Annotated in this window: 34 protein-coding genes; all 34 read left to right on the top strand. The window is 26.3% G+C overall.

The window, feature by feature from the left end:
- The first annotated feature begins 63 nt into the window (after positions 1-63).
- The 34 genes from cls to E0D94_RS12495 all read left to right on the top strand — a co-directional run bounded on the left by cls (position 64) and on the right by E0D94_RS12495 (position 26,037).
- Complete coding sequence (gene cls, locus E0D94_RS12650; protein WP_242620547.1) at positions 64-1,656, top strand: cardiolipin synthase; 1,593 nt, start codon at positions 64-66, stop codon at positions 1,654-1,656.
- Positions 1,657-1,666: 10 nt separating this feature from the next.
- Positions 1,667-2,308 carry an ABC transporter ATP-binding protein gene (locus tag E0D94_RS12645; protein WP_341274577.1) on the top strand — a complete coding sequence of 214 codons (642 nt, stop codon included), beginning with the start codon at positions 1,667-1,669 and terminating at the stop codon, positions 2,306-2,308.
- Complete coding sequence (locus E0D94_RS12640) at positions 2,298-3,077, top strand: ABC transporter permease (RefSeq protein ID WP_130807925.1); 780 nt, start codon at positions 2,298-2,300, stop codon at positions 3,075-3,077. The genes E0D94_RS12645 and E0D94_RS12640 overlap by 11 nt, the downstream gene beginning before the upstream one ends.
- A gap of 127 nt (positions 3,078-3,204) precedes the next feature.
- Complete coding sequence (gene sufC, locus E0D94_RS12635) at positions 3,205-3,954, top strand: Fe-S cluster assembly ATPase SufC (protein WP_207289773.1); 750 nt, start codon at positions 3,205-3,207, stop codon at positions 3,952-3,954.
- 12 nt (positions 3,955-3,966) lie between these two features.
- Positions 3,967-5,376 carry a Fe-S cluster assembly protein SufB gene (sufB, locus tag E0D94_RS12630; RefSeq protein WP_130807923.1) on the top strand — a complete coding sequence of 470 codons (1,410 nt, stop codon included), beginning with the start codon at positions 3,967-3,969 and terminating at the stop codon, positions 5,374-5,376.
- An 11-nt stretch (positions 5,377-5,387) separates the two neighbouring features.
- A complete protein-coding gene (gene sufD / locus E0D94_RS12625) occupies positions 5,388-6,476 on the top strand; it encodes a Fe-S cluster assembly protein SufD (protein ID WP_130807922.1) in 1,089 nt (362 codons plus the stop codon).
- The gene (locus tag E0D94_RS12620) at positions 6,463-7,701 is read left to right on the top strand and encodes a cysteine desulfurase (RefSeq protein WP_130807921.1); all 1,239 of its coding nucleotides are present in this window, start codon (positions 6,463-6,465) and stop codon (positions 7,699-7,701) included. The genes sufD and E0D94_RS12620 overlap by 14 nt, the downstream gene beginning before the upstream one ends.
- On the top strand, positions 7,691-8,122 hold the full coding sequence (sufU, locus tag E0D94_RS12615) for a Fe-S cluster assembly sulfur transfer protein SufU (RefSeq protein WP_130807920.1): 432 nt from the start codon (positions 7,691-7,693) through the stop codon (positions 8,120-8,122). Before E0D94_RS12620 ends, sufU begins: the two co-directional genes overlap by 11 nt.
- 472 nt (positions 8,123-8,594) lie before the next feature.
- Entirely contained in the window at positions 8,595-9,104 is a 510-nt protein-coding gene (locus tag E0D94_RS12610; protein WP_130807919.1) for a GNAT family N-acetyltransferase, read from the top strand.
- Positions 9,105-9,276: 172 nt separating this feature from the next.
- Positions 9,277-10,005, top strand: coding sequence for an aminoglycoside phosphotransferase family protein (locus tag E0D94_RS12605; protein ID WP_130807918.1), 729 nt, complete (start codon positions 9,277-9,279; stop codon positions 10,003-10,005).
- 201 nt (positions 10,006-10,206) lie between these two features.
- Positions 10,207-10,689 carry a GNAT family N-acetyltransferase gene (locus E0D94_RS12600; protein ID WP_130807917.1) on the top strand — a complete coding sequence of 161 codons (483 nt, stop codon included), beginning with the start codon at positions 10,207-10,209 and terminating at the stop codon, positions 10,687-10,689.
- A 35-nt stretch (positions 10,690-10,724) separates the two neighbouring features.
- Complete coding sequence (locus E0D94_RS12595; RefSeq protein ID WP_130807916.1) at positions 10,725-11,231, top strand: 2'-5' RNA ligase family protein; 507 nt, start codon at positions 10,725-10,727, stop codon at positions 11,229-11,231.
- Positions 11,232-11,463: 232 nt separating this feature from the next.
- The gene (locus E0D94_RS12590) at positions 11,464-12,672 is read left to right on the top strand and encodes a M1 family aminopeptidase (RefSeq protein ID WP_130807915.1); all 1,209 of its coding nucleotides are present in this window, start codon (positions 11,464-11,466) and stop codon (positions 12,670-12,672) included.
- Positions 12,673-12,695: 23 nt separating this feature from the next.
- Positions 12,696-13,172, top strand: coding sequence for a GFA family protein (locus E0D94_RS12585; protein WP_242620546.1), 477 nt, complete (start codon positions 12,696-12,698; stop codon positions 13,170-13,172).
- Between the two features lie 220 nt (positions 13,173-13,392).
- Complete coding sequence (locus E0D94_RS12580; protein WP_130807914.1) at positions 13,393-13,881, top strand: GNAT family N-acetyltransferase; 489 nt, start codon at positions 13,393-13,395, stop codon at positions 13,879-13,881.
- Between the two features lie 77 nt (positions 13,882-13,958).
- Positions 13,959-14,429 carry a GNAT family N-acetyltransferase gene (locus E0D94_RS12575; protein ID WP_165442968.1) on the top strand — a complete coding sequence of 157 codons (471 nt, stop codon included), beginning with the start codon at positions 13,959-13,961 and terminating at the stop codon, positions 14,427-14,429.
- A gap of 40 nt (positions 14,430-14,469) precedes the next feature.
- A complete protein-coding gene (locus E0D94_RS14920; protein WP_165442934.1) occupies positions 14,470-14,748 on the top strand; it encodes a hypothetical protein in 279 nt (92 codons plus the stop codon).
- Positions 14,684-14,977, top strand: coding sequence for a DUF3784 domain-containing protein (locus E0D94_RS12570; protein ID WP_242620545.1), 294 nt, complete (start codon positions 14,684-14,686; stop codon positions 14,975-14,977). The genes E0D94_RS14920 and E0D94_RS12570 overlap by 65 nt, the downstream gene beginning before the upstream one ends.
- Positions 14,978-15,048: 71 nt before the next feature.
- Positions 15,049-15,597, top strand: a complete 549-nt coding sequence (locus tag E0D94_RS12565) for a GNAT family N-acetyltransferase (protein WP_165442967.1) — start codon at positions 15,049-15,051, stop codon at positions 15,595-15,597.
- 110 nt (positions 15,598-15,707) lie between these two features.
- On the top strand, positions 15,708-16,406 hold the full coding sequence (locus tag E0D94_RS12560; RefSeq protein WP_130807910.1) for a zinc dependent phospholipase C family protein: 699 nt from the start codon (positions 15,708-15,710) through the stop codon (positions 16,404-16,406).
- 16 nt (positions 16,407-16,422) lie between these two features.
- Complete coding sequence (locus tag E0D94_RS12555) at positions 16,423-17,301, top strand: SPL family radical SAM protein (RefSeq protein ID WP_130807909.1); 879 nt, start codon at positions 16,423-16,425, stop codon at positions 17,299-17,301.
- 100 nt (positions 17,302-17,401) lie between these two features.
- Entirely contained in the window at positions 17,402-17,842 is a 441-nt protein-coding gene (locus E0D94_RS12550) for a hypothetical protein (RefSeq protein WP_130807908.1), read from the top strand.
- Positions 17,843-17,956: 114 nt separating this feature from the next.
- A complete protein-coding gene (locus E0D94_RS12545) occupies positions 17,957-18,901 on the top strand; it encodes a prenyltransferase/squalene oxidase repeat-containing protein (RefSeq protein ID WP_130807907.1) in 945 nt (314 codons plus the stop codon).
- A 24-nt stretch (positions 18,902-18,925) separates the two neighbouring features.
- Positions 18,926-19,666, top strand: coding sequence for a GNAT family N-acetyltransferase (locus tag E0D94_RS12540; protein WP_130807906.1), 741 nt, complete (start codon positions 18,926-18,928; stop codon positions 19,664-19,666).
- A gap of 79 nt (positions 19,667-19,745) precedes the next feature.
- Complete coding sequence (locus E0D94_RS12535) at positions 19,746-20,276, top strand: GNAT family N-acetyltransferase (protein WP_130807905.1); 531 nt, start codon at positions 19,746-19,748, stop codon at positions 20,274-20,276.
- Positions 20,277-20,381: 105 nt separating this feature from the next.
- The gene (locus E0D94_RS12530) at positions 20,382-21,200 is read left to right on the top strand and encodes a CPBP family intramembrane glutamic endopeptidase (RefSeq protein ID WP_130807904.1); all 819 of its coding nucleotides are present in this window, start codon (positions 20,382-20,384) and stop codon (positions 21,198-21,200) included.
- A 60-nt stretch (positions 21,201-21,260) separates the two neighbouring features.
- Positions 21,261-21,821 (top strand): DUF4269 domain-containing protein, encoded by a 561-nt coding sequence (locus tag E0D94_RS12525; RefSeq protein WP_130807903.1) that lies wholly within the window; start codon positions 21,261-21,263, stop codon positions 21,819-21,821.
- Positions 21,822-21,990: 169 nt separating this feature from the next.
- The gene (locus tag E0D94_RS12520; protein ID WP_130807902.1) at positions 21,991-22,971 is read left to right on the top strand and encodes a DUF4003 family protein; all 981 of its coding nucleotides are present in this window, start codon (positions 21,991-21,993) and stop codon (positions 22,969-22,971) included.
- A 1-nt stretch (position 22,972) separates the two neighbouring features.
- A complete protein-coding gene (locus E0D94_RS15150) occupies positions 22,973-23,101 on the top strand; it encodes a hypothetical protein (RefSeq protein ID WP_278044707.1) in 129 nt (42 codons plus the stop codon).
- Positions 23,102-23,114: 13 nt separating this feature from the next.
- Entirely contained in the window at positions 23,115-23,606 is a 492-nt protein-coding gene (locus E0D94_RS12515) for a GNAT family N-acetyltransferase (RefSeq protein WP_130807901.1), read from the top strand.
- A gap of 168 nt (positions 23,607-23,774) precedes the next feature.
- Positions 23,775-24,410, top strand: a complete 636-nt coding sequence (locus E0D94_RS12510; RefSeq protein WP_242620544.1) for a TIM barrel protein — start codon at positions 23,775-23,777, stop codon at positions 24,408-24,410.
- A 76-nt stretch (positions 24,411-24,486) separates the two neighbouring features.
- On the top strand, positions 24,487-24,999 hold the full coding sequence (locus E0D94_RS12505) for a GNAT family N-acetyltransferase (protein WP_130807899.1): 513 nt from the start codon (positions 24,487-24,489) through the stop codon (positions 24,997-24,999).
- Positions 25,000-25,068: 69 nt separating this feature from the next.
- Positions 25,069-25,536, top strand: a complete 468-nt coding sequence (locus E0D94_RS12500) for a hypothetical protein (protein WP_130807898.1) — start codon at positions 25,069-25,071, stop codon at positions 25,534-25,536.
- A gap of 33 nt (positions 25,537-25,569) precedes the next feature.
- The gene (locus E0D94_RS12495) at positions 25,570-26,037 is read left to right on the top strand and encodes a GNAT family N-acetyltransferase (protein ID WP_130807897.1); all 468 of its coding nucleotides are present in this window, start codon (positions 25,570-25,572) and stop codon (positions 26,035-26,037) included.
- Positions 26,038-26,046: the final 9 nt, after the last annotated feature.

The following is a 26,046-nucleotide window of genomic DNA, read 5'->3' as shown; positions in this document are numbered from 1 at the left end:
GTTAATATGAATATATAATGGTATAATTATATTAAGAATACATATGAGAAAGTAGTTGGTAGAATGAATAAAATTAAAAAATACTTTTTAATAATAGCTATAATATTATTTATAATATATGTAGTGCCTAACTTTTTATTAGATTTAAATATACTGTCCCTTTTTGACAAAAATTCAGCTCAAAGAGGAATAGTAGACATGGTTCGAGAATTTATGTTTCAATTTAGAAGTATATTATCATTTTTATTTACATTTTACACTATATCAATAGGGGTAATAATTTTTATTGAAAATGAAGATCCTCAAACAACTATTACATGGCTTTTAGTTTTATTTATATTTCCTGTAGTAGGTTTTGTTTTATATTTATTTTTAGGTCAAAATATAAGAAAGAAAAAAATATTTCAAAAAGAAGAAAATATACGAACTAAATCATTAGAAGATATAGCAGAAATTCAATTAAATGCAGTAAAAGAATCGAAAATATTTTCAGAAGAAAAACATTCTTTAAAGAAAAAACTTATAAGCCTTATATTAAATAACTCAAAATCTCCAGTAACAATAAATAATAAAAGTAAGATATTGACTAATGGAAAGCAAAAATTTAAGGAATTAAAAAAAGATTTATCTAATGCCAAAAAACATATACATATAGAATACTTTATAATTAAGAATGATAACATAGGAAATGAAATTAAAAATATATTAATAAAAAAGGCAGAAGAAGGAGTAGAAGTAAGATTTATATATGATAGTGCAGGAAGTTGGAGGTTAGGAAAAAAATATATAAAGAGTTTGAAAGATGCAGGAGTAAAAGTTGAGGGTTATCTTCCAGTGTTTTTACCTGGGTTAAGTCGTGATATAAATTATAGGAATCATAGAAAAATAGTAATAATAGATGGTAATATAGCTTTTACTGGGGGTATAAACATAGGAGATGAGTATTTAGGCAAAAGCAAGAAATTTGGTTTTTGGAGAGATACTCATATAAAAATTGAAGGGGAGGCAGTATATGCTCTTCAAAATATATTTCTAAATGATTGGTATTTTTGTACAAAAGAGAATTTGGAAGATCTAAAATATTTTCCTAAATTAAAATACTATGGAGAACAATTAATACAAATATCTTCAAGTGGACCAGATACTGAATGGGAATCAATTATGCAATCATATTTTTCGCTTATAACATATGCAAATGATAGAGTGTGGATTACAACTCCTTATCTTATACCAAATGAAAGCATGAATGTGGCTCTTAGAACTGCTGCGTTAAGTGGAATAGATGTAAGAATAATAATACCTGATATAGCAGATCATATTGTTGCATTTTGGGGTTCTAGATCATATGTATCAGAATTATTAAAAGCAGGAGTGAAAATATATAGATATCAAAAAGGTTTTGTTCATGCAAAGACATTACTTGTAGATGATATGGTAGCATCTGTAGGAACAGCTAATTTGGACAATAGAAGTTTTCATATAAATTTTGAAGTAAATGCATTTGTATATGATAAAGACATAGCAAATAGACTTGAAAAAGATTTTCTAAAGGATTTTAAAAATTGTGATCGAATAAATTATGAAGAATATGAACAAAGAGGAGCTTTACAAAAATTCAAAGAAGCAATAGGAAGAATATTATCCCCAATACTTTAGGAGTGATATAATGAACTACATTTTTAAATTAGAAAAAGTGAAATATAAAGATATACTAGACATTGGTAATTTAAGAATAAAAGAAAATATAGTAACATGCATATTAGGACAAAGTGGTAGTGGTAAGACTACTTTACTTAGACTTTTAAACAATTTAAAAAGTCCAGATAGAGGAATAGTTTATTATAATGATAATGACATATTAGATATAGATCCTGTAAGTTTAAGAAGACAAGTAATAATGTTATCTCAAAATCCTGTAGTTTTTGATGGAACTATAAGAGAAAACTTGAATTTAGCATTAGAATTCAAAGAAAAAGAAAGAGTAAGTGATGATATATTGAATAAATATCTTGAAATATCAAATTTAAATAAATCATTAGATACTAATGCTAAAAATTTATCTGGTGGAGAAAAACAAAGGTTATCACTTGCAAGAGTTCTTTTATCTGATGGAGAAGTATATTTACTAGATGAACCTTCTTCATCACTTGATGATGAAACAGAAAGATTCGTAATAAAAAGTATAGTTGATTTTGCAAAAAAAAATAATAAAACAGTTATTATGGTTACTCATTCAGTTAAAATAGCAGAAGAATATGGTGACGATATAATTAGAATAAATAAGGGAAGTGTTATAGATGACAGATAAAATAGTAGATATAACTCTTTTACAACTTGCCAGTGCTTATGTATTTGTACTTATACTACTATTTATAGTAAAAATAAAAAATATAAATAGAGAAAGAGAAATATTAATTGCAAGTTTGAGAATGACTTTACAGCTTGGACTTATAGGATATATCTTAGTATATATATTTGAAAACCCATCTCCTTTAGTTACAATTATAATAATACTTATAATGGAGACTTTTGCTGTATTTAATATATTTAAAAGAGTAAAAACTGACATATCAAATAGTTTAAAAAAGATAATAGCAATTTCAATGACCATAGGTACAATTACATCTATACTTTTTTTCTTATTTATAGTGGTTGGAATAGAACCATGGTACAAGCCTCAATATTTTATACCACTTGCAGGTATGCTTATAGGAAATTCTATGACAGGTATTTCTTTAGGAGTAGAAAGACTTATAGATGGGTTTAATTCAAGATATGATGAAGTTGAAACTGCTCTTATGCTTGGAGCTAATTCAAAAAAATCATCTAAAAAAATTGTAAATAATGCATTTGATTCTGCAATTATGCCTACTATAAATTCTATGATGGGTATGGGGATTATATTTTTACCTGGAATGATGACAGGGCAAATATTATCAGGTATATCTCCTATTACATCAATAAAGTATCAAATAGCTATTATGCTTGGAATAATAGGAAGTGTATCATTAACTGTAATAATATTTTTACAGTTAGGTTATAAAACTTTTTTTAATCATAGAGAACAATTAAAATAAAGCCATGGGAACAGTAAATGTTCCCATTTTTTTATTGACTAATACCAAGTAATATAGTAGGATATAATTAGAGTTTAATTCATAGTGAATTACTAGGAATTGATTAACGGATAAGGAGATGGAAGATTTGAAGGAAAAAATAATGGATATAAAAAATTTGCATTCTAAAGTAGAAGATGCAGAAATATTAAAAGGTTTAAATTTAAAAATAAACAAAGGTGAAATACATGTAATTATGGGACCTAATGGGGCAGGAAAATCTACTCTTGCAAATGTACTAATGGGACACCCAAAACATGAAATAACAGATGGAGAGATAATATTTAATGATAAAAATATAAATGATTTATCAGTAGACAAAAGAGCAAAAGAAGGTTTATTTTTATCATTTCAATATCCAGAAGAAATACCAGGAGTTACAGTAGAAAATTTCCTTAGAACTTCAAAATCAGCTATCACTGATGAAAAGCAAGGAATTTTTGCATTTAGGAAAGTTCTAAAAGAAAAAATGGAATTACTTGAAATGGATGAAAATTATGCAGGGAGATATTTAAATCAAGGATTTTCAGGTGGAGAAAAAAAGAAAAATGAAATATTACAAATGACAATTTTAGAGCCTAAATTAGCAATACTAGATGAAACAGATTCAGGACTTGACATTGATGCAATTAGAATCGTTTCTAAAGGCGTGAAAGCCTATTCTAATGATGAAAATGCAATATTGGTAATAACACATTATAATAAGATTTTAGACTATTTAGAACCTGATTATGTACATGTGTTAGTAGATGGGAAAATAGTTAAAACTGGAGGACCAGAATTAGCAGATAAAATTGAACAAAAAGGTTATGAAGAATTTAAAAAAGATCTTTCATAAGAGGTGAAAATAATGGAAAAAAGAGAGAAAACATATATAGCAGATATAGATCGGGGCATATATGATATAAAAAATGAGTTTAAATATAAATATAAAACTGAAAAAGGATTAACTCCTGAAATAGTAAAGGAAATATCAAGGGAAAAAGATGAGCCAAAATGGATGCTAGATTTTAGACTTAAATCATTAGATATATTTAAGTCTAAGCCAGTACCAACTTGGGGAGCAGATTTATCAGGGCTTGATATAGAAAATATAGTTAATTATATACGTCCAGATGCAGATATGAGTACTAGTTGGGAAGATGTGCCAGAAGATATTAAAAAGACATTTGATTCACTTGGTATTCCTGAAGCAGAAAAAAAGTCACTTGCAGGAGTAGGAGCTCAATATGATTCTGAAGTGGTTTATCACAATATAAAAAAAGAATTAGTGGATCAAGGTGTAGTATATACAGATATGGATACAGCTATAAAAGATTATGAAGATATAGTAAAAGAATATTTTATGAAATTAGTACCTCCAAATGATCATAAATTTGCAGCACTTCATGGAGCAGTATGGTCAGGTGGTTCATTTGTATATGTACCAGAAGGAGTAAAGGTAGATATACCACTTCAATCATACTTTAGACTTAATGCTCCAGGAGCAGGACAATTTGAACACACACTTATAGTTGTAGAAAAAGGTGCAGAGGTACATTTTATTGAAGGTTGTTCAGCACCTAAGTATTCAGTAAACAATCTTCATGCAGGATGTGTTGAGTTGTTTGTAAAGGAAGATGCAAAATTAAGATATTCTACAATAGAAAACTGGTCTAGAAATATGTATAATTTAAATACTAAAAGAGCAGCCGTAGATAAAAATGGAACGATAGAGTGGATATCAGGTTCATTTGGTTCCAAAGTATCTATGCTTTATCCTATGAGTATATTAAGAGGAGAAGGAGCTAAAGCAGAATTTACAGGAATTACATTTGCAGCAAGTGGACAATATCTAGATACTGGATCTAAAGTAGTTCATGCAGCACCTCATACAACATCAAATATAAATTCAAAATCTATATCAAAAGATGGTGGATATGCATTCTATAGAGGACTTTTAAGAGTAGCTCCAAATGCTCATGGAAGTAAATCAACAGTATCATGTGAATCACTTATGCTTGATAATGAATCTAATTCAGATACAATACCAATAATTGAATTAAAAAATGATGATATAGACATAGGACATGAAGCAAAAATAGGTAGAATTAGTGATGAAGCAATATTTTATCTAATGAGTAGAGGAATAGATGAAGAAGAAGCAAAGGCTATGATAGTAAGAGGATTTGTAGAACCTATAGCCAAAGAATTACCACTTGAATATGCAGTAGAGCTTAATAATCTTATTAAATTAGAGCTCGAAGGAACAATAGGCTAAGGGGTGAAAATATGAACTTAAAAGAATATAAAGAGGTTGACTTACCTAAGTGGAAAAGAATAAGGCTAAAAGATGTAGAAATACCAGAACATAGAGAATATAAATCGTTAAATATTCCTAAAATAGAAGATTTAAATATACAACATATAAATACAAAAGAAGAAATAAATAATTATACAAAGTATTTAAAAGTTGATAGTGAATTTGGAGTAGATAAAGAATTAGTGAAATTAACAGAAAAATTCTTTAATACAGGAGTAATAATTGATTTAGAAAGAGGTCAGAAAATACAGGAACCTGTAAGATTAGATTTCAATATGAACAATGAAGAATCATTAGTATTAGACCATAATTTAATATTAGCACGTCAGAATAGTGAAGTTACAGTAGTTATGGATTATACTTCAACAGAAAAATCATTTCATAATGGAGTTACAAAAATATATGCAGAAGACAATTCAAATATAACAGTGATAAAAGTTCAAACTATGAGTAAAACATCTCATAATTTTGATTCAAATATTGCATTTGTTGGTAGAGATGCAGAAGTGAATTTTATATCTGTAGAACTAGGCAGTGCAATAACATCAACTAGTTTTATAACCAATTTATTAGAAGATAATTCATCAGCAAATCTTAAGAGTATATACTTTGGTGATGATGAAATGGGATTAGATTTAGAATATACAATGAATCACTTTGGAAGAAGATGTTTAAGTAATATAGAAACCAAAGGAGCATTAAAAGACAAAGCAAAAAAAGTATTTAGAGGAAATTTAGATTTCAAAAAAGGTTCAACTAGATCTAAAGGAGAAGAAGGCGAATATGTTATTCTTTTAGACAAAGGTGTAAAATCAGATGCAATACCAGCTCTTATATGTGGAGAAGATGATGTAGAAGGAGAACATGCTGCATCTGCTGGGCAAATTAATGAACTTAAATTATTTTATCTTATGAGTAGAGGTTTAAGTGAAAAAGATGCTAAAAAAATGATAATAGAAGCATCATTTAGACCTATAATAGATTTAATTCCTTTCGAAGATTTAAGGGAGAGAATAGAGAAGGATATTGACTGGAGAATTACAAATGAAAAGTTTTAATATGGAAAAAATCAGAAAAGATTTCCCTATATTAGATCAGAATGTAAATGATAATACCTTTGTATATTTAGATAGTGCAGCAACTACTCAAAAACCAATTAGTGTACTAGACGCTATGGAAAAGTACAATAAATCATCAAATGCAAATATACACAGGGGAGCATATACTCTAAGCATAAGAGCAACAGAGATGTATGATAGTGCACGAAAAAAATTAAAAGACTTCATAAATGCTCCCTATGTTGAAAGTATAATATTTACTAAAAATACAACAGAAGCTTTAAATTTAGTAGCATTTTCATATGCACTTGAAAATGTAACAAGAGGCGACGAAATAGTAGTTTTAATTTCAGAGCATCATAGCAATATACTACCTTGGCAGATGGTAGCAAGAAAAAACAAAGCTAGACTAAAATATGTATATTTGAATGATGATTATACTGTTGATATGAAAGACTTTAAAAGTAAAGTTACAGAAAAAACTAAAATAGTAGCAGCAGCACATATATCAAATGTACTTGGAACTATAAATCCTATAAAAGAAATAACAGATTATGCTCATGAAAAAGGAGTAATAACTATAATAGATGGAGCACAAGCTGCACCTCATACACAGGTAGATATAAAAAAATTAAATCCAGATTTCTATGTTTTTTCAGGACATAAGATGTTAGGGCCTATGGGAATAGGAGTATTATATGGAAGACGAGAACTTTTAGAAAAAATGAGTCCATTTCTATCTGGTGGAGATATGATTGAATATGTAGAAGAACAATCTTCAACATTTGCAGAACTCCCATATAAATTTGAAGCAGGAACTCAAAATGTAGAAGCAGCAGTTGGATTAAAGAGAGCAATAGAGTATTTAGAAGATATAGGATTAGAAAATATAAAGAAACATGAAATGAAATTAACTGAATACGCTCTAGAGAAGATGAAAGAGATACCTTATATAACTATATATGGCACAGAAGATTTAGATAAAAAAAGTAGTGTTATATCATTTAATATAGATGATGTTCATCCACATGATGTTGCTACAATACTAGATAGCTATGGAATAGCAATTAGAGCAGGACATCATTGTGCTCAACCTTTGATGAAATATTTAAAAATAAATGCAACATGTAGAGCAAGTTTTTATATTTATAACACATTAGAGGAAGTAGATATATTTATAGAAGGTTTAAAAAATGTAAGGAAGTGGTTAGGATATGGATCTTAATTCAATATACACAGAGCTCATAATGGAACACAATACAAGTGGACATAATGAAAAACAATTAGAAAATCCAGACCATAGTGAAAGAGGACACAACCCATCATGTGGAGATGATATCACATTACAATTAAAATTTGATGGAGATATTATAAAAGACGCAACTTTTATTGGTCATGGATGTGCAATAAGCAAGGCTTCCACATCAATGATGATAGATCTAATAAAAGGAAAGACAAAAAAAGAAGCTTATGATTTAGTAGAATTATTTATAGGAATGATTAAAAAAGAAATAACAGATGAAAGAGAATTTGAAAAATTAAAAGATGCATTTATACTTCAAAACATTTCAAATATGCCAGCAAGAGTAAAATGTGCAGTATTAGCATGGCATGCTCTAGGTGAATCAATAAAAGAAGATGTTTAGTAAAAGATTGAATTCCAGTTGGAATTCAATCTTTTTTTGTGTGAAAAAAGAGGGTTTGAAGATGGGTTGTGGAATAAAATATAGTATAAGAAAAAACTAAAATTAAAAAGGTGATACATATTGGATAATATAATATAACTAGACTACTATCTTCAATAATGTATATCTGCACAAGTATAATTAACTTAGTTCTAGTATTAACATAATATGAAATGATTTCTACACTAGCTGATACTGATCTTATAACAATATTCTTTACACTTTCTTAAATTATATTTTCTATATTAATAATTAGTAAAGGTATATGGATTAAGATAGGATTAATAAGTGGCATTGATATTCCATATAAATGTGATAACTTTTGGTTTGTTTAATCTCCTGAATATATTTATTGCTATACCACTATTAGTTTTACTAAAAAAAAAAATTTGTTAAAACAATACCTGAAAATAATCTTTAGGGGGAAATTGATATGGATATAAGATGGGCAAAAAAAGAAGATTCAAAAGATTTATCTATTATTCATTCAGAATCATGGAAAACTGCATATAAAAACATCGTATCTGATGAAGTATTAGATAAAATTGATGTAAAGAAGAGAGAAGATTATTTTAAACAATTACTAAAAGAGAAAAAGAAAGAAATAGCTGTGATGGTATTAGATAATATAGTTATTGGATTTATTACATTAGGAATGAATAGAGATAATGATTTAGATGATGCTTATGGTGAAATATGGGGAATATATCTATTACCTCGGTATTGGAACAAAGGTTTTGGAAGCATTTTAATGAACTGGGGAATTAATAAATTATACGATAGGGGTTACAAAGGTATATCTCTTTGGGTACTTGAAGAAAATTTAAATGCTAGGGCATTTTATGAAAAACTAGGATTTACTTGTGATGGAGTAATAAAAGAAATAAAAATAGAAAAGATTTTAAATGAAGTACGATATATAAGACATATTAATGATGAATAAATCAGACTTATATGAACTAAAAAAACTAACTATTTTAAGAGGAGGGTAAATAATATGACAATTGATAATATTATTTATGAGTTGAAATCAAAAGGTATAATTGACACAAGTAAATAGAAATATAATCTATTAACTGGAGGAACAACTAGCACTGTATTCGTTCTTATTTATAATGATAGACCAGTTGTATGCTGTAAAAGCAAATAACTCTACTGTCATTTGTCTAGAGACATATTTTCTTAAATTTTATAACAATATTAAAATACTTCCTAAGCTAGTTTATGTTGAACCATCAAAAAAATATTTTGTTTATTCATTTATAGAAGGAGAGATTAAAAGTCAAATTTATAATAAATCTTATTTGTTGCAGAAACTTGTAATAAGCCTTATTAATCAATACAGATCTATTTCACATTTTAAAGGATGGGGATGGGCTGAAAATTTAGTTGATTCATGGGAACAATTTCTTATTGAAAATATTGATTATTCAAAAGAAAGACTTAAAATTACGTTAACAGAAGAAGATTATTTACTTGTAAGAAATTTGGCAAGTAATTTTAATGCAAAAGATAAATATTTTCTTCATGGGGATTGTGGCATACATAACTTTATATTTTGTGAGAAACATTTATGTGCTGTCATTGATCCTACACCTATAGTAGGAGAGCCTATATATGATTTACTTTATGCATTTTGTTCATCACCAGACGACTTGACAATAGAAACTTTAAATACAGCAATAAATTACTTAAAAATAAATAACTATGAAAAAGACGTAGTTTATAAATATGTTTTAATTATATTATATAATAGAATAGCAACTTGTACTGAACATCATCCTCAAGATTTATCTAAGTATTTGGAAGCTTGGAATTATTGGAAAAGTTTTATATGTGAGTAATTAAATATATATAATAGAATTAATTCTAATTTATAAATAAAAAGGAATTTAGAAAAAAATATAGAATTAAAGAAGGTAATGAAATTATTGAAAATTTCAAATTGAATGATAAATATTAGGATATTATTTTGATATATTGAAACTTATTATATAGAGTTACATATAACAGATGAAAGTTTTTAAAGAGAGTGAGGAACAACTGTGGAGGTTTCAGTTAGTAAAGCAAACATACAAGATTGTGAGACTATTTATAATATGCAGAGGGAATCTTTTAATTCATTACTTGAAAAATATCAAGATTATGATACAAATCCAGGAAATGAAGAAATTGATGATATATATAGACGTTTTAATCAATCTTTTACAGACTATTATTTAATTCAAGGTCAATATAAAGTATTAGGAGCAATAAGAGTAATTAGAAACGAAAGTAAGAACATGTGTAGAATTAGTCCTGTATTTATATTACCTAAATATCAAGGTCAAGGGATTGCACAAAAAGTATTTAAGATAATAGAACAAACATATCCATGGGCTAGAAAGTGGAAACTTGACACAATTTTACAAGAACAAGGACATTGTTATCTATATGAAAAACTAGGTTACAAAAAGACTGGAAAAGAAAAGAAGATAAACGACAAAATGACTATTGTCTATTATGAGAAAGTGATGAATGATTTATAAAAATAAAACATGTAAAACATAAGGAAGTGAAAAACATGAAAAAAAGATCTATAATTATTTTTCCTAAATTAAATGATATTGAAATTATAGAAGAAATTAGAAGTAAATATGACCCACTATATACTTGCATTAAACCTCATATTACTCTAGTTTTTCCATTTGAAAGTGATATAAATACAGAAGAACTTAAAAAACATATGATAGAAATATTGAAAGACATAAATAAATTTAAAATTAGGTTAAGAGGTATAACAGGAACATCAGATTATTATTTATTTTTAAATATTAAACAGGGTAATGATAAAATAATTGAAATACATGATAAATTATATACAGGAATTTTAAACAAATTTTTATATAAGAAACTCACGTATTTTCCTCATCTTACAGTTGGGAAACTAGATGATATAAGTAAATTTGAGTCAGCATTTAGTGAAACAGAAGATATAGTGAATATTTTTGAAACAGTAGTTGAAAAGATATATGTTGAGCAAATTGATGAAAATGAAAATTCAAATATTGAGTTCATCATTGAGCTATAGATAGCTATATAAAAAGAGCAAAATTCTATGCTAGTACATTTGATTTGCAAGAAGCGTTATTTGGAATAGAAAATAATGATAAAGTAGCCTTCCAAAGAGGCATATTACAATGTAAATAATATGTAGTATGCATAACATATTATTTGTATATAGTTCATTAGAATCATGTGAATTGTAGCAATATAGTAGTATATTATTCTAAATAATCAGCTAAAATGAGGAGTAAGAGAATATGATAAAACATAATTACTATGATATTGAATTAAGTATTAATCCCAAAAAACAATCAATAAAAGTTGATACTAAATTAACTTATTATTGTAATGAAGAAAACATAAACAGATTAAATTTTTATATACATAAAGATTTAATTATTCATAATATAAATTGCAATAATTTAGTTAAGTATAGAGTTGAAGAAGATATAGCAAACTGGAACCCCTTTATTTCTGAGTCTAAAAAAGTTACTATTTATTTTAATAAATCATTATTTAAAAGAGATAAAATTGATATTAAATTTAATTATAGTGGACAAATAAGAGGATTAGGAAGTTCAGGTGTTAATAGAATTACAGAAAAATGGATAGAGCTTGGAGTATATGCTCCATGGTTTCCTTTAGTTGAAAGCTTTGATAAAGCGTATTTTAAAGTTAAGATTTTATTTGAAGAAGGTAATTATGCTGTAGTTGGTAGTAATATTACAAAGAAAGTGGACAAGGGGTGGATTATAGAACAAAAAGTCCCTTTTATTGATTGTTCCTTTCTTGCTTCAGAATATTTTATTGAGAATCAATATAGTAGCCAAATAAAACAAGTATATATCAAAGTTTATTATATTAATCAGGAACATAAGACAATTGCTAAGAAATTAAGTGAACAATCCATTTTCATATTTAAAACTTTTACTAATAAATTTGGAGAAATAAGCCATCAAGACTACTCAATAGTAATTCTACCTAGAGAAGATGGTGGAGGTTATAATAGACCAGGATTAATTGTTCTTCCAAATTTAAAAGTAAATCAAGCACTTACTCATTATAAATATTTATCTGGTGAAATTGGAAATTTCAAGTATCTTGCTCATGAAATATCACATCTTTGGTGGTCAAAGGCTGATATAAATACATGGGAAGATTGGTTAAATGAATCTTTTGCAGAGTATTCTAGTTTAATAGCTATAAGGAAATACTATGGTGAGAAAGAATTTAAAGACATAATTGATAAATACATAGAAAATTCCAAGGAACTACCACCAATAAAAGGAATAGATAGGGGACATAAAAATGTATTTGATACTTTATATATAAAGGGATGTATTTTATTACATGAATTAGAAAAAGAAATTGGAGAAGAAAAGTTTGAAAAACTTTTAAATGAAATGCATATTAATAAAATCAATAATACAGAAAAATTGCTAGATAAACTTTTACATTTAAAATAAAAAGTAGAAAATATTATTCTGAGTTGGAGTATTATGAAGAATATAAAAGTATAGCAGATGAATTAACCCCCGAAAAATTTAAAGAAGGAGCAATAATTATGAAACATACAGGATCATGTCTTTGTGGTGAAATTAAATTTGAAGTAGAAGGGGATTTTGAAAATTTCTTTCTTTGTCATTGTAAGTATTGTCGTAAAGATACTGGATCAGCACATGCTGCAAATCTATTTTCTTCCACAGCTAAGTTAAAGTGGTTATCTGGTGAAAATAAAGCAAAAATTTTTAACTATAAATCTAGTGGACACATAAAAAGTTTTTGCTCTAATTGTGGATCTGCACTTCCAAATATTCAGATGGATGGACAATTATTGGTTGTTCCAGCAGGATCTCTTGATAGCAAAGTACCTATTAAACCTCAAGGTCATATTTACTTAGAAAGTAAAGCTAACTGGGATAATGACTTAGATAAGGTAACTAAATTTGATAAACTACCAAAATAAATAAAATATGATTATAAAGTTTATTAATGTCTTTTGAAAAAGGTTATTATATTTTATGTGTTATCAATTACTTGAATGGAGTGTTACAATGAATCACGTAAAGATAAAAGGTGAAATTCATGAATATAGAGAAAACTTGGATAATAAAAAAAGTTTATAGAATATCAAAAATCTATATGTAATATATGGATTTGAGTGATGGTATAAGTGAGGTGTTAAAGTGAGGAATGTAAAAGAAAATAGTTTCAATAAGAAAACTATAGATTATATAGAAGGTGGAAAAGAGTTGTTAGAATTTGTTGAACCTTTATGGAAAAAACTTAATGATCACCATATGCAAAATTCTATTCACTTTAAAGAAAGGTTTAAAAAGTTTAGTTTTAAAGATAGAAGAGAAGTTATAGAGAAAAGTGAAGATAAACAAGTATTTATAACTTTGGCAAAAGATATTATACAAGGTAAATATATAGGATATGTAATAGCATCTATATTAAAAGAAAGTATTGGAGAAATTAATTCAATTTATATAGAAGATGACTATAGAGGACTAAAAATAGGAGATACTCTTATGAAAAATTCATTAGACTGGATTAGAAATAATGGTGTAATAAGAATAAAAATTGGAGTTGCATCAGGAAATGAGGAAGCTTTTAAATTTTATGCTAGATATGGATTTTTTCCAAGAACAACTATTTTAGAATATATATAAAGATATTTAATGCTAATAAAGTTTTGGGCTATTATTTTAAATAAAAAAGCATTTTAATTATAAGGAGTGAAATGAATTTGATTAAGATTAAAAAAATAGTTGATAAAGGTTTAATAACCAGTATTACACTTAAAATTATGAATGCATTGCCAAAATGGTTTAGTCCACCAGAAGATATTAAAAATAAGTCTATTGAACATAGAGATATGTTATTCTTTGGAGTTTTTGATAAAAGTAAAGTTATTGGATTTATTGCTTTAAAAGTACATAATAAGTATACAGTTAGTATATATAATTTAGGAGTATTAGAAGAATATCATGGACAAGGTATAGGTCATAATCTACTAATTACTGCTGAAAATTATTGTAAAGAAAGTGGGTATAAATTTATTACAGTAAAAACACTAGACTCATCAATACAATATGAACCTTATGAACGAACAAGGAGGTTTTATTTTAAAAATGGATTTTATCCATTAGAAGTATTTCCTTTAATTTGGAATTTAGAGAACCCCTGCTTATTTTTAGCAAAATATATTGGTAACTAAATAATATAGTAAAATCTTAGAATACAAGGGGGATAGTTTAATGATAACTTCAAAAAGATTATTTTTAAAATCTTTTAAGTATGGTGATAATGAATTCTTATATAAATTAAACAATGATAGAAAAGTTAATAAATATTTAGGAACTAATCAGGGAAATTATACTATTTTGATAAAAATATATATCATAGTATTGATAAATAGATTTAGTTTAAAATTATTGAATGGAAGTGATTTGAGTGTTTGGGCTGATATTAATGTTAGTTTTAGGGTTACTATTATTATTTTTAGGATGGTATATATGGAAAAAAGAAAAAATTAATCTAATTCATAAATATCACCATACAAAAATTTCTGAAAATAACAAAAAAATTTATACTGAAAAGATAGGTAAATCATACATTCTTATTGGAATAGTAATGATAGTTACAGGGATAATTAATTTTATTACAGATACTGGTTATGGTTGGTTAATTTTTGTAATCTCCTTTGTAATAGGATTTGTTATTATGTTTAAAGCTCAACAAAAATATAATAATGGATTATTTTAGATAAAGTAATCCATTAACTTTATATTTATTATTCTAGGATTAAGAATATGATTGTAAAAGGGGAGATTATGGTGGCAATTATTAATTCAAAGGATTATATAATAAATGGCAAGAAGATAGAAATAAGAAATGCTGTAACTTCTGATGCTTACAAAATGGTAGAACTATTAAAAAAATTAGCAAGTGAAACTAAGTTTATGATGAGAGAACCTGATGAAATTAATACGGAAGTTGAAGATCAAGAAAAAAAGATAGAAAATTTATTACAAAGTGATAAAGGACTATTACTAGTTGCACTAGTAGACAATCAAATAGTAGGATTCCTTGCGATATCATCAAGAAATTTAAAAAGAATTAAGCATATTGGAAGTTTTGTCATAGGAGTAGAGAAAAAGTATTGGGGTACAGGAATAGCTAAGTATTTTATGGAAGAAATGTTAAACTGGTCTCAATCAATTGGATTAAGAAGATTAGAATTAGATGTTGTAGAAGAAAACACTAGAGGTATAGAATTATATAAAAAGTATGGATTCAAAGTAGAGGGAAAGAAAATAGATGACCATTATATTGGGAATAACCAATATTTAAATACGATAGTTATGGGAAAAATTATTAATTAAAAATATTTTAAAGCAAGTAAAAGATTCATTACTATAGATATAAACAATATATAGTCTATATACAGTTCATAACATTTTATTAGCAGTAATGAAATAAAGGAGGAAATATAATGGCAACATGGGGATCACATATAAGAATTGCAGAAAAATTATTGGATTTGGGTTTTGATTTAGATGAAAAAGCCTTTTTAATTGGTAATCTAGGACCAGATTGTAATCAAGCTAATGAAGATTGGAGTGAATTTGAACCACCTAAGAAAATAACTCATTGGTTTAATGAAAATGGAAAAATAGATTCAGAGAAATTCTATGATTCATATTTAAGACAAGATTATAAAAACAAGGAAAAAGAATCATTTTTAATAGGATATTATGCACATTTACTATCAGATATTGAATGGTCAAAGATGTTGCAAAATCAAAATAGTAATATATATGACAAGCTTAAGACAGATGAAAAGTTTATATGGAAAGTGAAAAAGGATTGGTATGATCTGGATCATATGTATTTTAAGAATAATAAAGAATCAATTTTTTATAGAATACTTAAATATGTAGATGTATTCCCAGAGTACTTGGAGTTCTTTCCTGAAAACTCTATAATAACGAAGATAAAATATATAGTTAATTTTTATGAAGACTTTGAAGGGGACTTGGATAGGGAATATAACTATTTAACAAAAAAAGAAATGGATAGTTATATAGATAGTACTACAAAAGCCATTGAACATATATTTAATAATAGAGAAATTACTATTAGTAAAGAATTAACTTCTTCTAAAAGAAAATTTAGAGCAAAAAGTATTTAAAAATGAGGAGAATATTATGCATGAAACAAAGGTAAAAGGGATATTATCAGCTAAAAATGGAATGAATATATATCGTGGGTGTACTCATGGCTGCATCTATTGTGATTCAAGAAGTAAATGTTATCAGATGAATCATGATTTTGAAGATATAGAAGTAAAGATTAATGCGCCAAAACTTCTAGAAGATTCGCTTAGAAGAAAGAGAAAAAAGTGTATGATAGGTACTGGAGCAATGACGGATCCATATATCCATTTAGAAGAAAAACTAGAGAACACTAGAAAGTGTATTGAACTCATTTATTCCTATGGATTTGGATTGGCCATACAAACAAAGTCTGCAAGAATTCTAAGGGATTTGGATTTACTTAAAAAAATCAATGAAAAGACAAAATGTGTAGTTCAGATGACATTAACCACTTATGATGAAGATTTATGTAAAGTTATAGAACCTAATGTAAGCACTACAAGAGAACGGTTTGAGGTGCTGAAAATAATGCGTGATAATGGAATTCCTACTATAGTTTGGTTAAGTCCTATTTTACCATTTATCAATGATACAGAAGAGAATATAAGGGGAATCTTAGATTATTGTATAGAAGCTAAGGTACATGGCATTATTTGTTTCGGAATGGGGTTAACCTTAAGAGAAGGAAATAGAGAATATTTCTATAAAAAACTTGATGAATATTTTCCGGGAATGAAGAGTAGATATATAGAAAAATATAGATATGCATATCAGATACCAAGTCCTAATAATGATAGATTAATGAATATGGTGAAAAGAGCATGTGAATCCAATGGCATATTGTATGGTGTTGAGGAATGCTTCAATTATCTTCATAAATTTGAGGAAAAAAATCAGTATGAACAATTAAAATTACCTGGCTTAGAATAGTTAAAGATATATTAGAGTATAGTAGTCAATTTGAAAAGAAAAATGTTAATAAACGGGAAATGAAATCACTTTAATATTACTTAATTAAGAAAGGAGTATTATGAAAAATAAGAGAAATATTTTAATTATAATATTAGTAGCAATAATAATAATGTCTATATATTTTTTAAATAATTGGAGCAAATCTAATAGTTACCATTTGCGTACATATGTTGAGCAGGAACAAAAAACAAAAGGGGCAGATGGTATAACTGTAGAAGATATCTATACAGAGGATTGGTGGGAATTATCAAGTTCTAGTAGGGACAGAAATATAGCGAAAGTGTGGCTAGAATTTCAATCTAATCTAGTATGGGATAATGATGTTAATTTGCCAGAAAGAAAGGCAGATGAAATAATTTCCTTAAGTAAAAAAGGGGTTGCATATATACATTGGAAAATCTGGTATAGCGATAACAGAGAAGATGTTTATATTTCTGCTGGATCTAATAATAAAACAATTGTTAATATTACAGAGTTTGAATCATTACCAAGAGATTGATAAAATACTTTAACTAATACAGTTTAAGTATATTTTTCTTAATTTAAAATGTTATATGAAGTTATATAACTTATATTTGAAAAGTGTATTGGTTCAAAAATGGGAGGTTTAAATATGAAGAAACTATCTGAAACTGTTTTTAAAAGATTAAATGGATATATGAATAAAGAAAGTAGACCACTAGAAAGAGATATTTTCAATTATTATTTTAACGATGGAAATGCAGATAATATACTGAACTCATTGAAACAATTTCAAAATGATGATGGAGGTTTCGGGAATGGTATAGAACCAGATTTTAAACTAATAGAATCATCACCTATGGCTACATCTATTGGTTTGAAATATTTAAGTAGTATCGATTATAGTGAAAAGGCAGAAGAAATATTATGTAGAGCTGTTGAATACCTAGAAAAAACTTTTGATAGTAAAAGAAATGGGTGGTATAGTGTCTCTAAGAAAGTAAACGAGTATCCACATGCATCTTGGTGGGAGTATAAAGAAGATATTAATATGACAGTTATTGATTATTCATGGGGGAATCCAACAGCTGAATTAATAGGATATCTATATAGATATAAAAAACATCTTAAAAATATAGATATTGAGTCTTTAATAAAATATGCAATTGATAAATTGAATAGTCATACAGAGTTTAAATCAGAACATGAAATATATTGTTATATTCGTTTATACAATGCTTTAGATGAAGATTTTTCAAATCAATTAGTTGATAAACTAGAACTAGCAATTAAGCAATTGATTAATACTAATGAATCTGAATGGGAAAATTATGTTCCCACTCCACTACGATTTATAGAATTTGATTCAAAGAACTATTTTGGAATAGATAGTGAACTTTTAAATAAAGAATTAGATTATTTAATAGATAAATTAAATGAATATGGAAAAATTAGTCCCACATGGGAATGGGATAGATACCTTAGTGAATGGGAAAAAGCTAAAAAAGATTGGACAGGGATAAGAACACTGGAAACCTTATTAATATTGTTGAAGTTTGATAGGATAGAATTAGGACAAGTAATAAGACATTATTAATATAATGTGAAATGAGATAATTTATTGAAAGTTGATTTTAAAAAGTACTATAATGATTATCTTGGAATAGATGAAAAACAATTTAAAAGTGGCAAAAGTGTTTTTTCCTCAGTTCAGAGAAATGTACCTTTGAACTTTCAGTATGTTTATAAAATGATTGCTACTGTATTAGAAGACAGTGTTGTTTTTTCAATTGCTCCAGAGTTTTATAATAGCTTTACTAAATTTATTAATGGAAAAAATATAGAGAGTTTAAATCAAGTAATAGAAATTTCCCATGATTTCTTTCAATCAAAACTTAATGATTTTAAAGTAAGGCAAGTGTATAGACTAACATTGAAAGAAGAAAATATTATGAATTTAAATAATGGACAAGCTATTCCACTTACAAAGTCCATATTATTTGAATCAAATAAAAACATGAATGAAAAAGAGAAAATAATGATATGGAATAAGATGAGAAAAGAAATTGAGGAAGGTAGAAAGTATGTAGTATTAATAGAAAATAATATTGTTAGTTCAGCAAAAATATCTGATATAGATTTTTTTGGTGGTAATATTGCAGTATTTACAGACCCTAAATATAGAAATCAAGGGTATGGGAAACAAGTTGTAAAAGGGTGCATAAACTGGTGCTTAGATAAATATATTTTGCCAATTTATTTAGTAGATATTGAAAATATCCCATCTGTTAAACTTGCAGAAAGTTTAGGTTTTGAAATTAAGTCTACAGAGGTAATTGTTTCAGTAACATTATACAATTAACAAAAGAATATGAGTATTATAAAAGAAGTTTAGTAACACTTCAAATAAATATAAATAATTCATAAGAAAGGGTTTTTATATGAGCATAAGAATTGAGAATATAAATATTAAAAACATTGAAGATATTTATGAATTTGAGCTTGAAAATCGAGAGTATTTTGAAAGTGTACTTCCTCCAAGACCAGAAGGATATTTTGAAATTGAAAGATTTGAAGAAATTATGAAAGAATTAATAGAAGAACAATTAAGTGGTAAATGTTATATGCATATTATTCGTGATGATTTTGGGAAAATAGTAGGTAGAGTAAATCTTCATTCTATAGAAGGAGAACATGTACGAAAAGCAGAGTTAGGTTATCGCATAGGAAAAGAGTATCAAGGAAAGGGTTATGCATCAAAAGCAGTAAAACAAGTTATTGAACAAGGATTTACTAAATATGGTTTGAGAAAGATTGAAGCAGGCACATCTACAGAAAATATTGGATCACAAATAGTCCTATTGAAAAATGGATTTACATTGGTAGGTAGTGAGAAGAAAGTTATGAAAATAAATGATAAATGGGTAGATGGTTTATTATATAGCAGAGTACACATTCATAATAATCAATAATAAAAGTCATTAAGTTTTTATCTATATAATTGAGATTTGAAAGCATAAATAATTAACGGAGTATATTTGGAAAATAGGATATAGATTGGGGGGATAATTATTGATATGAAAAATAAAATAGAAAAGAAAATATTATTGTTTTTGCTATATACATTTACTATAACATGGTTATTTTGGGGTCTGATTATAATAGGAAATAATTTTTTTAATACACTTTGGTACGGAGAAATGTTATTTTGGATTCCTTATTTATTAGGAGCATTAGGTCCTATGATGAGTTTTTATATACTTTATAAAAAATATCCTAAAGAATTTTCATTTACTTCATTTAGAGATTTTATATTTAATAAGAATATTACTAAAAAGGTTGTTTTACTATTTTTATTATATATTTTATGGCGATTTTTTATGGTTTGGTTTGGTCTTGGAATAGAAAATCCTGTTTCAATTATATATATGTTTATTAATTTACCTCTTATGATAGTAGGTGGAGGATTTGAAGAAATAGGATGGAGAGGTTATCTTCAACCAAAACTAGAAAGAGTAATTAGTTATATACCTGCCACTATAGTTGTAGGGGTTATATGGGCTATATGGCATTTTCCATTGTGGATGATAAAGGGAACAGTTCAAAGTGAAATTAGCTTTAGTTTGTATATTATAATGACAATTATATTAAGTTTTAGTTTTTCTACGTTATATAAGTATAGTGAAAATATAACTTTATGTGTAGTAGCACACGCTTGGTATAACGCTTGTATTGGTCTAGCAGTATATATAGGTAGTGATGGATATTTAAGATTAGATATAGGGTTTAAAATACTTATTTTATATATTATAGAATTTATTGTTGCTGTGATATTAGGAATTATCTATAATCAAAGAAGAGATGTTACACATAATAAATATTTTAAAATATCTTAGAATTAACAGAAATTGAAAAATTAGATTAAAGCATTATATAGAAATATAAAGGAGAAAGTAATGTCATATATATTTGGAAATATATCATATTTATTAAAGGGAAATGATAAACAGAAAAGAGCATATAAAGTTTTGAAAAAAATAGAAGTATTTGATGTTTTAACAAAGTTCAATCCAATTTTAGTAGGGACAATTCCAATTAATATAGACATAGAAAATAGTGATTTAGATATTATATGTGAAGTATATGATTTTGATGAATTTGAAAAAGTTTTACGGACTAATTTTTATAAAATGAAAAAATTCAAAATAAACAGATATGAAAAAGATGGAATTAAAAATATGGTTTCAAAATTTATATGTGATGAATTTATCATTGAAATATTTGGACAGTCATTACCAACTGTAGAACAGAACGGATATAAGCATATGTTAATAGAAAAAAGGTTATTAAATATAGGTGGAGATAGTTTTAAAAGAAAAATAATACAATTAAAGAAAGAAGGTATAAAAACAGAGCCAGCATTTGCTAAATGTTTGAATATAGAAGGGAATCCATATGATGAATTATTAAAGTTAGAATATTTTAATGATGAAAAATTATCAAAAATGATAGAGTGATGTGTTTTTTTTGAAAATTATTGATTTTACTATATATATTATGGTATCTATATTAATAACTTTTCTTATTTATAAATGATATAAAAGATAGATCCTTTTTAAATGAATAAGTTAAGGTATTATAGATTTGAAAGGCTTATATATTTTTTAAATAATCTAGGAGGTAATTATGAAATCAAGATATGAAGACAAACTTAATAAGATGATGCAATACTATGAAGATATAAGGGAATCATTTAAATGGGAAAATGATATGGCAAGACATCTAGTTGCATTAACTTATGCGATGAAAGAAAAGGAACTGGATACTATTCAGATTAAAGAAGTCAAAGATTATATTAAAAGTAACACAGGTATGTTTTCTCCTTTTAGAGGACACATGATGTTTGCTATGAGTGGTTTATTATGCGCTAATTCAGATTCACCTAAAGATCAGTTTAAATTTATGATTGATAATGAGAAGATTTTAAAATCTATTGGATTTAAGAATTCTACTTATTTGCCAACAGCACTCTATGCATTATTAAGTGTTTATGAAGGTGATGATTTATCTAGTTATAGTGAAAAAGCAATGCAGATATATAAGGAAATGAAGCAGAATCATCCATTTTTAACTAGTGGAGATGATTATGCTCTTTCTATTTTACTTGCAAGTACAGAGCATAATACTGATATATTGGAAGCTTATTATCAAGAACTTAATAGTAGAGGATTTAGTAAAAGTAATGGGTTACAAATGTTATCTCATGTCATGGCATTCAGTAAAAAAGATGTCAGATATTCTGTTGATAAATGTGAGAATATATATAATTATTTGAAGAGAAATAAATTTAAAATTTATGCAGATTATTATCCTGCTATTGGATTAATAAGTCTTATTGACAGTGATAAAAATGAATTAATGGTCGATTTAGTTGAAATTGCTACTTATTTAAAAAATCAAAAGAGATATAAATGGTTAGGAAAAGGTATGAATTTACTAATGGCTTCAGCAATTATTACTAGTGAATATATTAAAGAGAAATCAGGTGACATGGTTGTTGATACAACTCTTAATGTTTCAATTCAAGCTATTATTGCAGCTCAACAAGCTACAATGATTGCTGCAATAACTGCTTCTACAGTAGCAGCTACAAGTACAAGTAATTAATATGATTTTTGAAAACAAAGATTTTTATGTAGACTTATTAGAAAAAGAGGATTTAAAAGATATTGTTGAAATTTATAATTCTAATATAGATTTTTTAAAGAATCATTTAAATATCATAAGGCAACATTAATTAGGAGGCTAAAATGATAGAATTAAGATATCCAAAACTAGAAGATGCTAAAGATTTTTATGAAATACTAAATAATATTGATTCTACATATTATTATTCAACTATACCTGATTCAATTGAAATGGAAAGTAGATGGATAGAAAGAAGGAGATATAAAAGAGAAAATAACTTAGAATATAATTATGCAATTATATTTAAAGGGAAAGTTGTTGGAGGATGTGGAATTACAATTTATCAAGAATATGACCATATAGGTGAAATAGGATATTTTATAGATAGAAATTACTCAGGATTTGGCATAGCTACTAAAGTAGTAAAAGAATTAGAAAAAATTGCTTTTAATACATTAAATTTAGTGAGACTTGAAATTAGAATGGATCCTAAAAATAAGGCAAGTGAAAAGGTAGCCATAAAAAATAATTATATAAAAGAAGGATTACTTAGTAAGGCTGTAGAATTTAATAAGAACTATTATGATAATTTATTATATGCAAAAACAATATAGGGTAAGTTAAATAAAAATGAAAGATTATGGTAAAGAAATTTGTAGTTGAAGATATAATGGAAAATACTATCTATACAATTTCTCAGGTAACAATGAAATATATGAATTTATATATATTAAATAAAAAATAATAATTTTAAAATTAAATAATTACATGGAGGGGAAATTATGCAAATAGGATGTTTAGCAAGATATTTTAATCCCTATAAAGAAGAAGTAAAGTTTGCTGAAGATAATAATTTTCCAACAATAATTCATGCGGTTTTAGATATAAATGAATTTAGGGAACATGTACCAAAATTAGTCCGAATATTAAAATATTTAGGACATGATGATTTAATAATACATCCAATATGTGAAAGTGAAACAATAGATAGGAATACAATCTATAAACTATCAGATGAAATGACATTTGCTTTAGAAAAATTAGAAAAAGAAAATATCACCTTATATTTGGAAAATAACAGTAGATTAGATCGTGTATTTAATACAACAAATGAAATAGAAATTATTTTCAAACAAAATCCTAAATTAGAATTTATTCTTGATATAGCTCATATAGATGATTATGAACATCTTGAATCTATGATAGAAATAAAGATTCCTAAAATATTACATGTAGCAGATAGACGTATGAAGTTAGTCCATGAACATCTACCTATAGGTCAAGGTAATATTGATTATAGTTATATTTTCACTAATATATTGAATGAATTTGATGGAAAGATAATCTTAGAAATAGTGCAGAGTTCAGAAGATATAATTAATTCAAAAGTTAAAATAGAAGAATATTTTAATTTATAGATTTATAACAATTAATTCAAAATAACTTTTAATCAAAAATATTATTTAAAACTATTAATTATTTAAGGGGACTAATATGTATCTAAAAAATGAAAATTTAGTCATAAGACAAGCAGATGAAAATGATGCTAAAATTCTTTGCAAATGGTGGAATGATGGAAAAATAATGGCTCATGCTGGTTTTCCAAAGGGACTTAACGTTGATATTGATGAGTTAATTGATACTTTAAGTAATGAAACTAGTAATGCGAGAAGGTTAATAATAGAAATTGATAATAAAGAAATTGGTGAGATGAGTTATAAAATAGTAAATAAAATTGCTGAAATAGGTATTAAAATATGTGATTTTACTTATCAAGAGAAAGGGTATGGAACAAAGGCTATAGAACTGTTGATAAAATACTTATTTGAAGATATGAAAGTAAATAAAATTATATTGGATACTAATCTTAATAATACAAGAGCACAGCATGTATATGAGAAAATAGGTTTTAAAAAGAAAGGCATACGAATTGATTCATGGAAAGACCAGCTGGGGGTACTACAATCTACTGTAGACTATGAGTTAAATCGTGAATATGAGAAATAGGATTAAGAAAAATACTGTATAGTTAGAGTAATCTGGTTAGAATACTATTTAAATATTTGGGGGGATATTATGGAATATATAAAATTTAGCTTATTTTTTATCTTGTCTCATGTAGTATCCTATTTAATTGCGGGAGTAATAGCTCTAAAAATTAGCAAAGATATTTATGAAAGTCGAAAAAGACTTTGTAGTTTTTTAAGGGATATGTCAAATAAAGAAGAAAGTTTATATGTTTCACGATATTTTATGCCTGCACAAATTTTAAGAGGGTTTTTAATGTCAATTGTTTTATATCCATTTATAGATAATTTAGTAGAATTTTCTTTTATGTTAAAATTTTTATTCTTTTCTGGTCTAATGTTCATATATACACATATAGCTTCAACATCACCCTTTATAGACAATATAGAAGGTTACGTTTACTTTAAAAGTGAATATTTAAAGAAAAAAGCTATTTTAAAATTTCAATTAGAAATGATTCTTTATAGTATTCTATTTGGTCTTATTATTTCTTTCTTTATAAATTTTTTATTTTAGCAATTAATATTTATATATAGGAGTTGATTTTTTATGGAGTATAATTTTATACCAATGAATGAGAAATATGCAAATGAAATTTCATATAACTGGAAATATAAAGGGGATTATTCTTTTTACAATATGACGGCAGATAAAGAAGATTTGGAAGAATTTTTAGATTCAAAACAGTGGAAGTATAAATTTGCAGTTTTAAATAAAAATAAAGAATTAATTGGATTTTATTCATACTATTTTAAAAATAATATCATGTGGATTGGTTTTGGTTTAAAACCTGAATTTACAGGACAAGGGTACGGCCCTAGTTTTGTCATATCTGGCATAGATTTTGGAGTAAAACATTTCAATTATATTAGAGATTATTTGATGTTAGCAGTTGCAAAGTTTAATAAACGGGCAATAAAAACATATCAAAAAATAGGGTTTGATATAGTAGAGGATTACATACAGGAGACAAATGGAGAGAAATATGATTTTGTAAAAATGAGAAAAAATCTATAAATGAGGTGT

Origin of the sequence: Senegalia massiliensis (genome assembly GCF_900626135.1) — a bacterium.
In the GTDB taxonomy this organism is placed as follows: domain Bacteria; phylum Bacillota; class Clostridia; order Tissierellales; family SIT17; genus Anaeromonas; species Anaeromonas massiliensis.
This window is presented reverse-complemented; position numbering and strand designations above follow the sequence as displayed.

What these genes read in the sequence shown, in the direction of transcription:
- E0D94_RS12590 (WP_130807915.1), top strand. Translation starts at nt 11,464, where the DNA reads ATGATAAAACATAATTACTATGATATTGAATTAAGTATTAATCCCAAA.
- E0D94_RS12515 (WP_130807901.1), top strand. Translation starts at nt 23,115, where the DNA reads ATGATAGAATTAAGATATCCAAAACTAGAAGATGCTAAAGATTTTTAT.
- E0D94_RS12570 (WP_242620545.1), top strand. Translation starts at nt 14,684, where the DNA reads ATGTTAGTTTTAGGGTTACTATTATTATTTTTAGGATGGTATATATGG.
- E0D94_RS12560 (WP_130807910.1), top strand. Translation starts at nt 15,708, where the DNA reads ATGGCAACATGGGGATCACATATAAGAATTGCAGAAAAATTATTGGAT.
- sufU (WP_130807920.1), top strand. Translation starts at nt 7,691, where the DNA reads ATGGATCTTAATTCAATATACACAGAGCTCATAATGGAACACAATACA.
- E0D94_RS12645 (WP_341274577.1), top strand. Translation starts at nt 1,667, where the DNA reads ATGAACTACATTTTTAAATTAGAAAAAGTGAAATATAAAGATATACTA.
- E0D94_RS12595 (WP_130807916.1), top strand. Translation starts at nt 10,725, where the DNA reads ATGAAAAAAAGATCTATAATTATTTTTCCTAAATTAAATGATATTGAA.
- E0D94_RS15150 (WP_278044707.1), top strand. Translation starts at nt 22,973, where the DNA reads ATGATTTTTGAAAACAAAGATTTTTATGTAGACTTATTAGAAAAAGAG.
- sufB (WP_130807923.1), top strand. Translation starts at nt 3,967, where the DNA reads ATGGAAAAAAGAGAGAAAACATATATAGCAGATATAGATCGGGGCATA.
- E0D94_RS12520 (WP_130807902.1), top strand. Translation starts at nt 21,991, where the DNA reads ATGAAATCAAGATATGAAGACAAACTTAATAAGATGATGCAATACTAT.
- E0D94_RS12640 (WP_130807925.1), top strand. Translation starts at nt 2,298, where the DNA reads ATGACAGATAAAATAGTAGATATAACTCTTTTACAACTTGCCAGTGCT.
- E0D94_RS12555 (WP_130807909.1), top strand. Translation starts at nt 16,423, where the DNA reads ATGCATGAAACAAAGGTAAAAGGGATATTATCAGCTAAAAATGGAATG.
- E0D94_RS12500 (WP_130807898.1), top strand. Translation starts at nt 25,069, where the DNA reads ATGGAATATATAAAATTTAGCTTATTTTTTATCTTGTCTCATGTAGTA.
- E0D94_RS12620 (WP_130807921.1), top strand. Translation starts at nt 6,463, where the DNA reads ATGAAAAGTTTTAATATGGAAAAAATCAGAAAAGATTTCCCTATATTA.
- E0D94_RS12495 (WP_130807897.1), top strand. Translation starts at nt 25,570, where the DNA reads ATGGAGTATAATTTTATACCAATGAATGAGAAATATGCAAATGAAATT.
- E0D94_RS12510 (WP_242620544.1), top strand. Translation starts at nt 23,775, where the DNA reads ATGCAAATAGGATGTTTAGCAAGATATTTTAATCCCTATAAAGAAGAA.
- E0D94_RS12525 (WP_130807903.1), top strand. Translation starts at nt 21,261, where the DNA reads ATGTCATATATATTTGGAAATATATCATATTTATTAAAGGGAAATGAT.
- sufD (WP_130807922.1), top strand. Translation starts at nt 5,388, where the DNA reads ATGAACTTAAAAGAATATAAAGAGGTTGACTTACCTAAGTGGAAAAGA.
- E0D94_RS12535 (WP_130807905.1), top strand. Translation starts at nt 19,746, where the DNA reads ATGAGCATAAGAATTGAGAATATAAATATTAAAAACATTGAAGATATT.
- E0D94_RS12610 (WP_130807919.1), top strand. Translation starts at nt 8,595, where the DNA reads ATGGATATAAGATGGGCAAAAAAAGAAGATTCAAAAGATTTATCTATT.
- E0D94_RS12550 (WP_130807908.1), top strand. Translation starts at nt 17,402, where the DNA reads ATGAAAAATAAGAGAAATATTTTAATTATAATATTAGTAGCAATAATA.
- E0D94_RS12545 (WP_130807907.1), top strand. Translation starts at nt 17,957, where the DNA reads ATGAAGAAACTATCTGAAACTGTTTTTAAAAGATTAAATGGATATATG.
- cls (WP_242620547.1), top strand. Translation starts at nt 64, where the DNA reads ATGAATAAAATTAAAAAATACTTTTTAATAATAGCTATAATATTATTT.
- E0D94_RS12530 (WP_130807904.1), top strand. Translation starts at nt 20,382, where the DNA reads ATGAAAAATAAAATAGAAAAGAAAATATTATTGTTTTTGCTATATACA.
- E0D94_RS12605 (WP_130807918.1), top strand. Translation starts at nt 9,277, where the DNA reads ATGATAGACCAGTTGTATGCTGTAAAAGCAAATAACTCTACTGTCATT.
- E0D94_RS14920 (WP_165442934.1), top strand. Translation starts at nt 14,470, where the DNA reads ATGATAACTTCAAAAAGATTATTTTTAAAATCTTTTAAGTATGGTGAT.
- E0D94_RS12505 (WP_130807899.1), top strand. Translation starts at nt 24,487, where the DNA reads ATGTATCTAAAAAATGAAAATTTAGTCATAAGACAAGCAGATGAAAAT.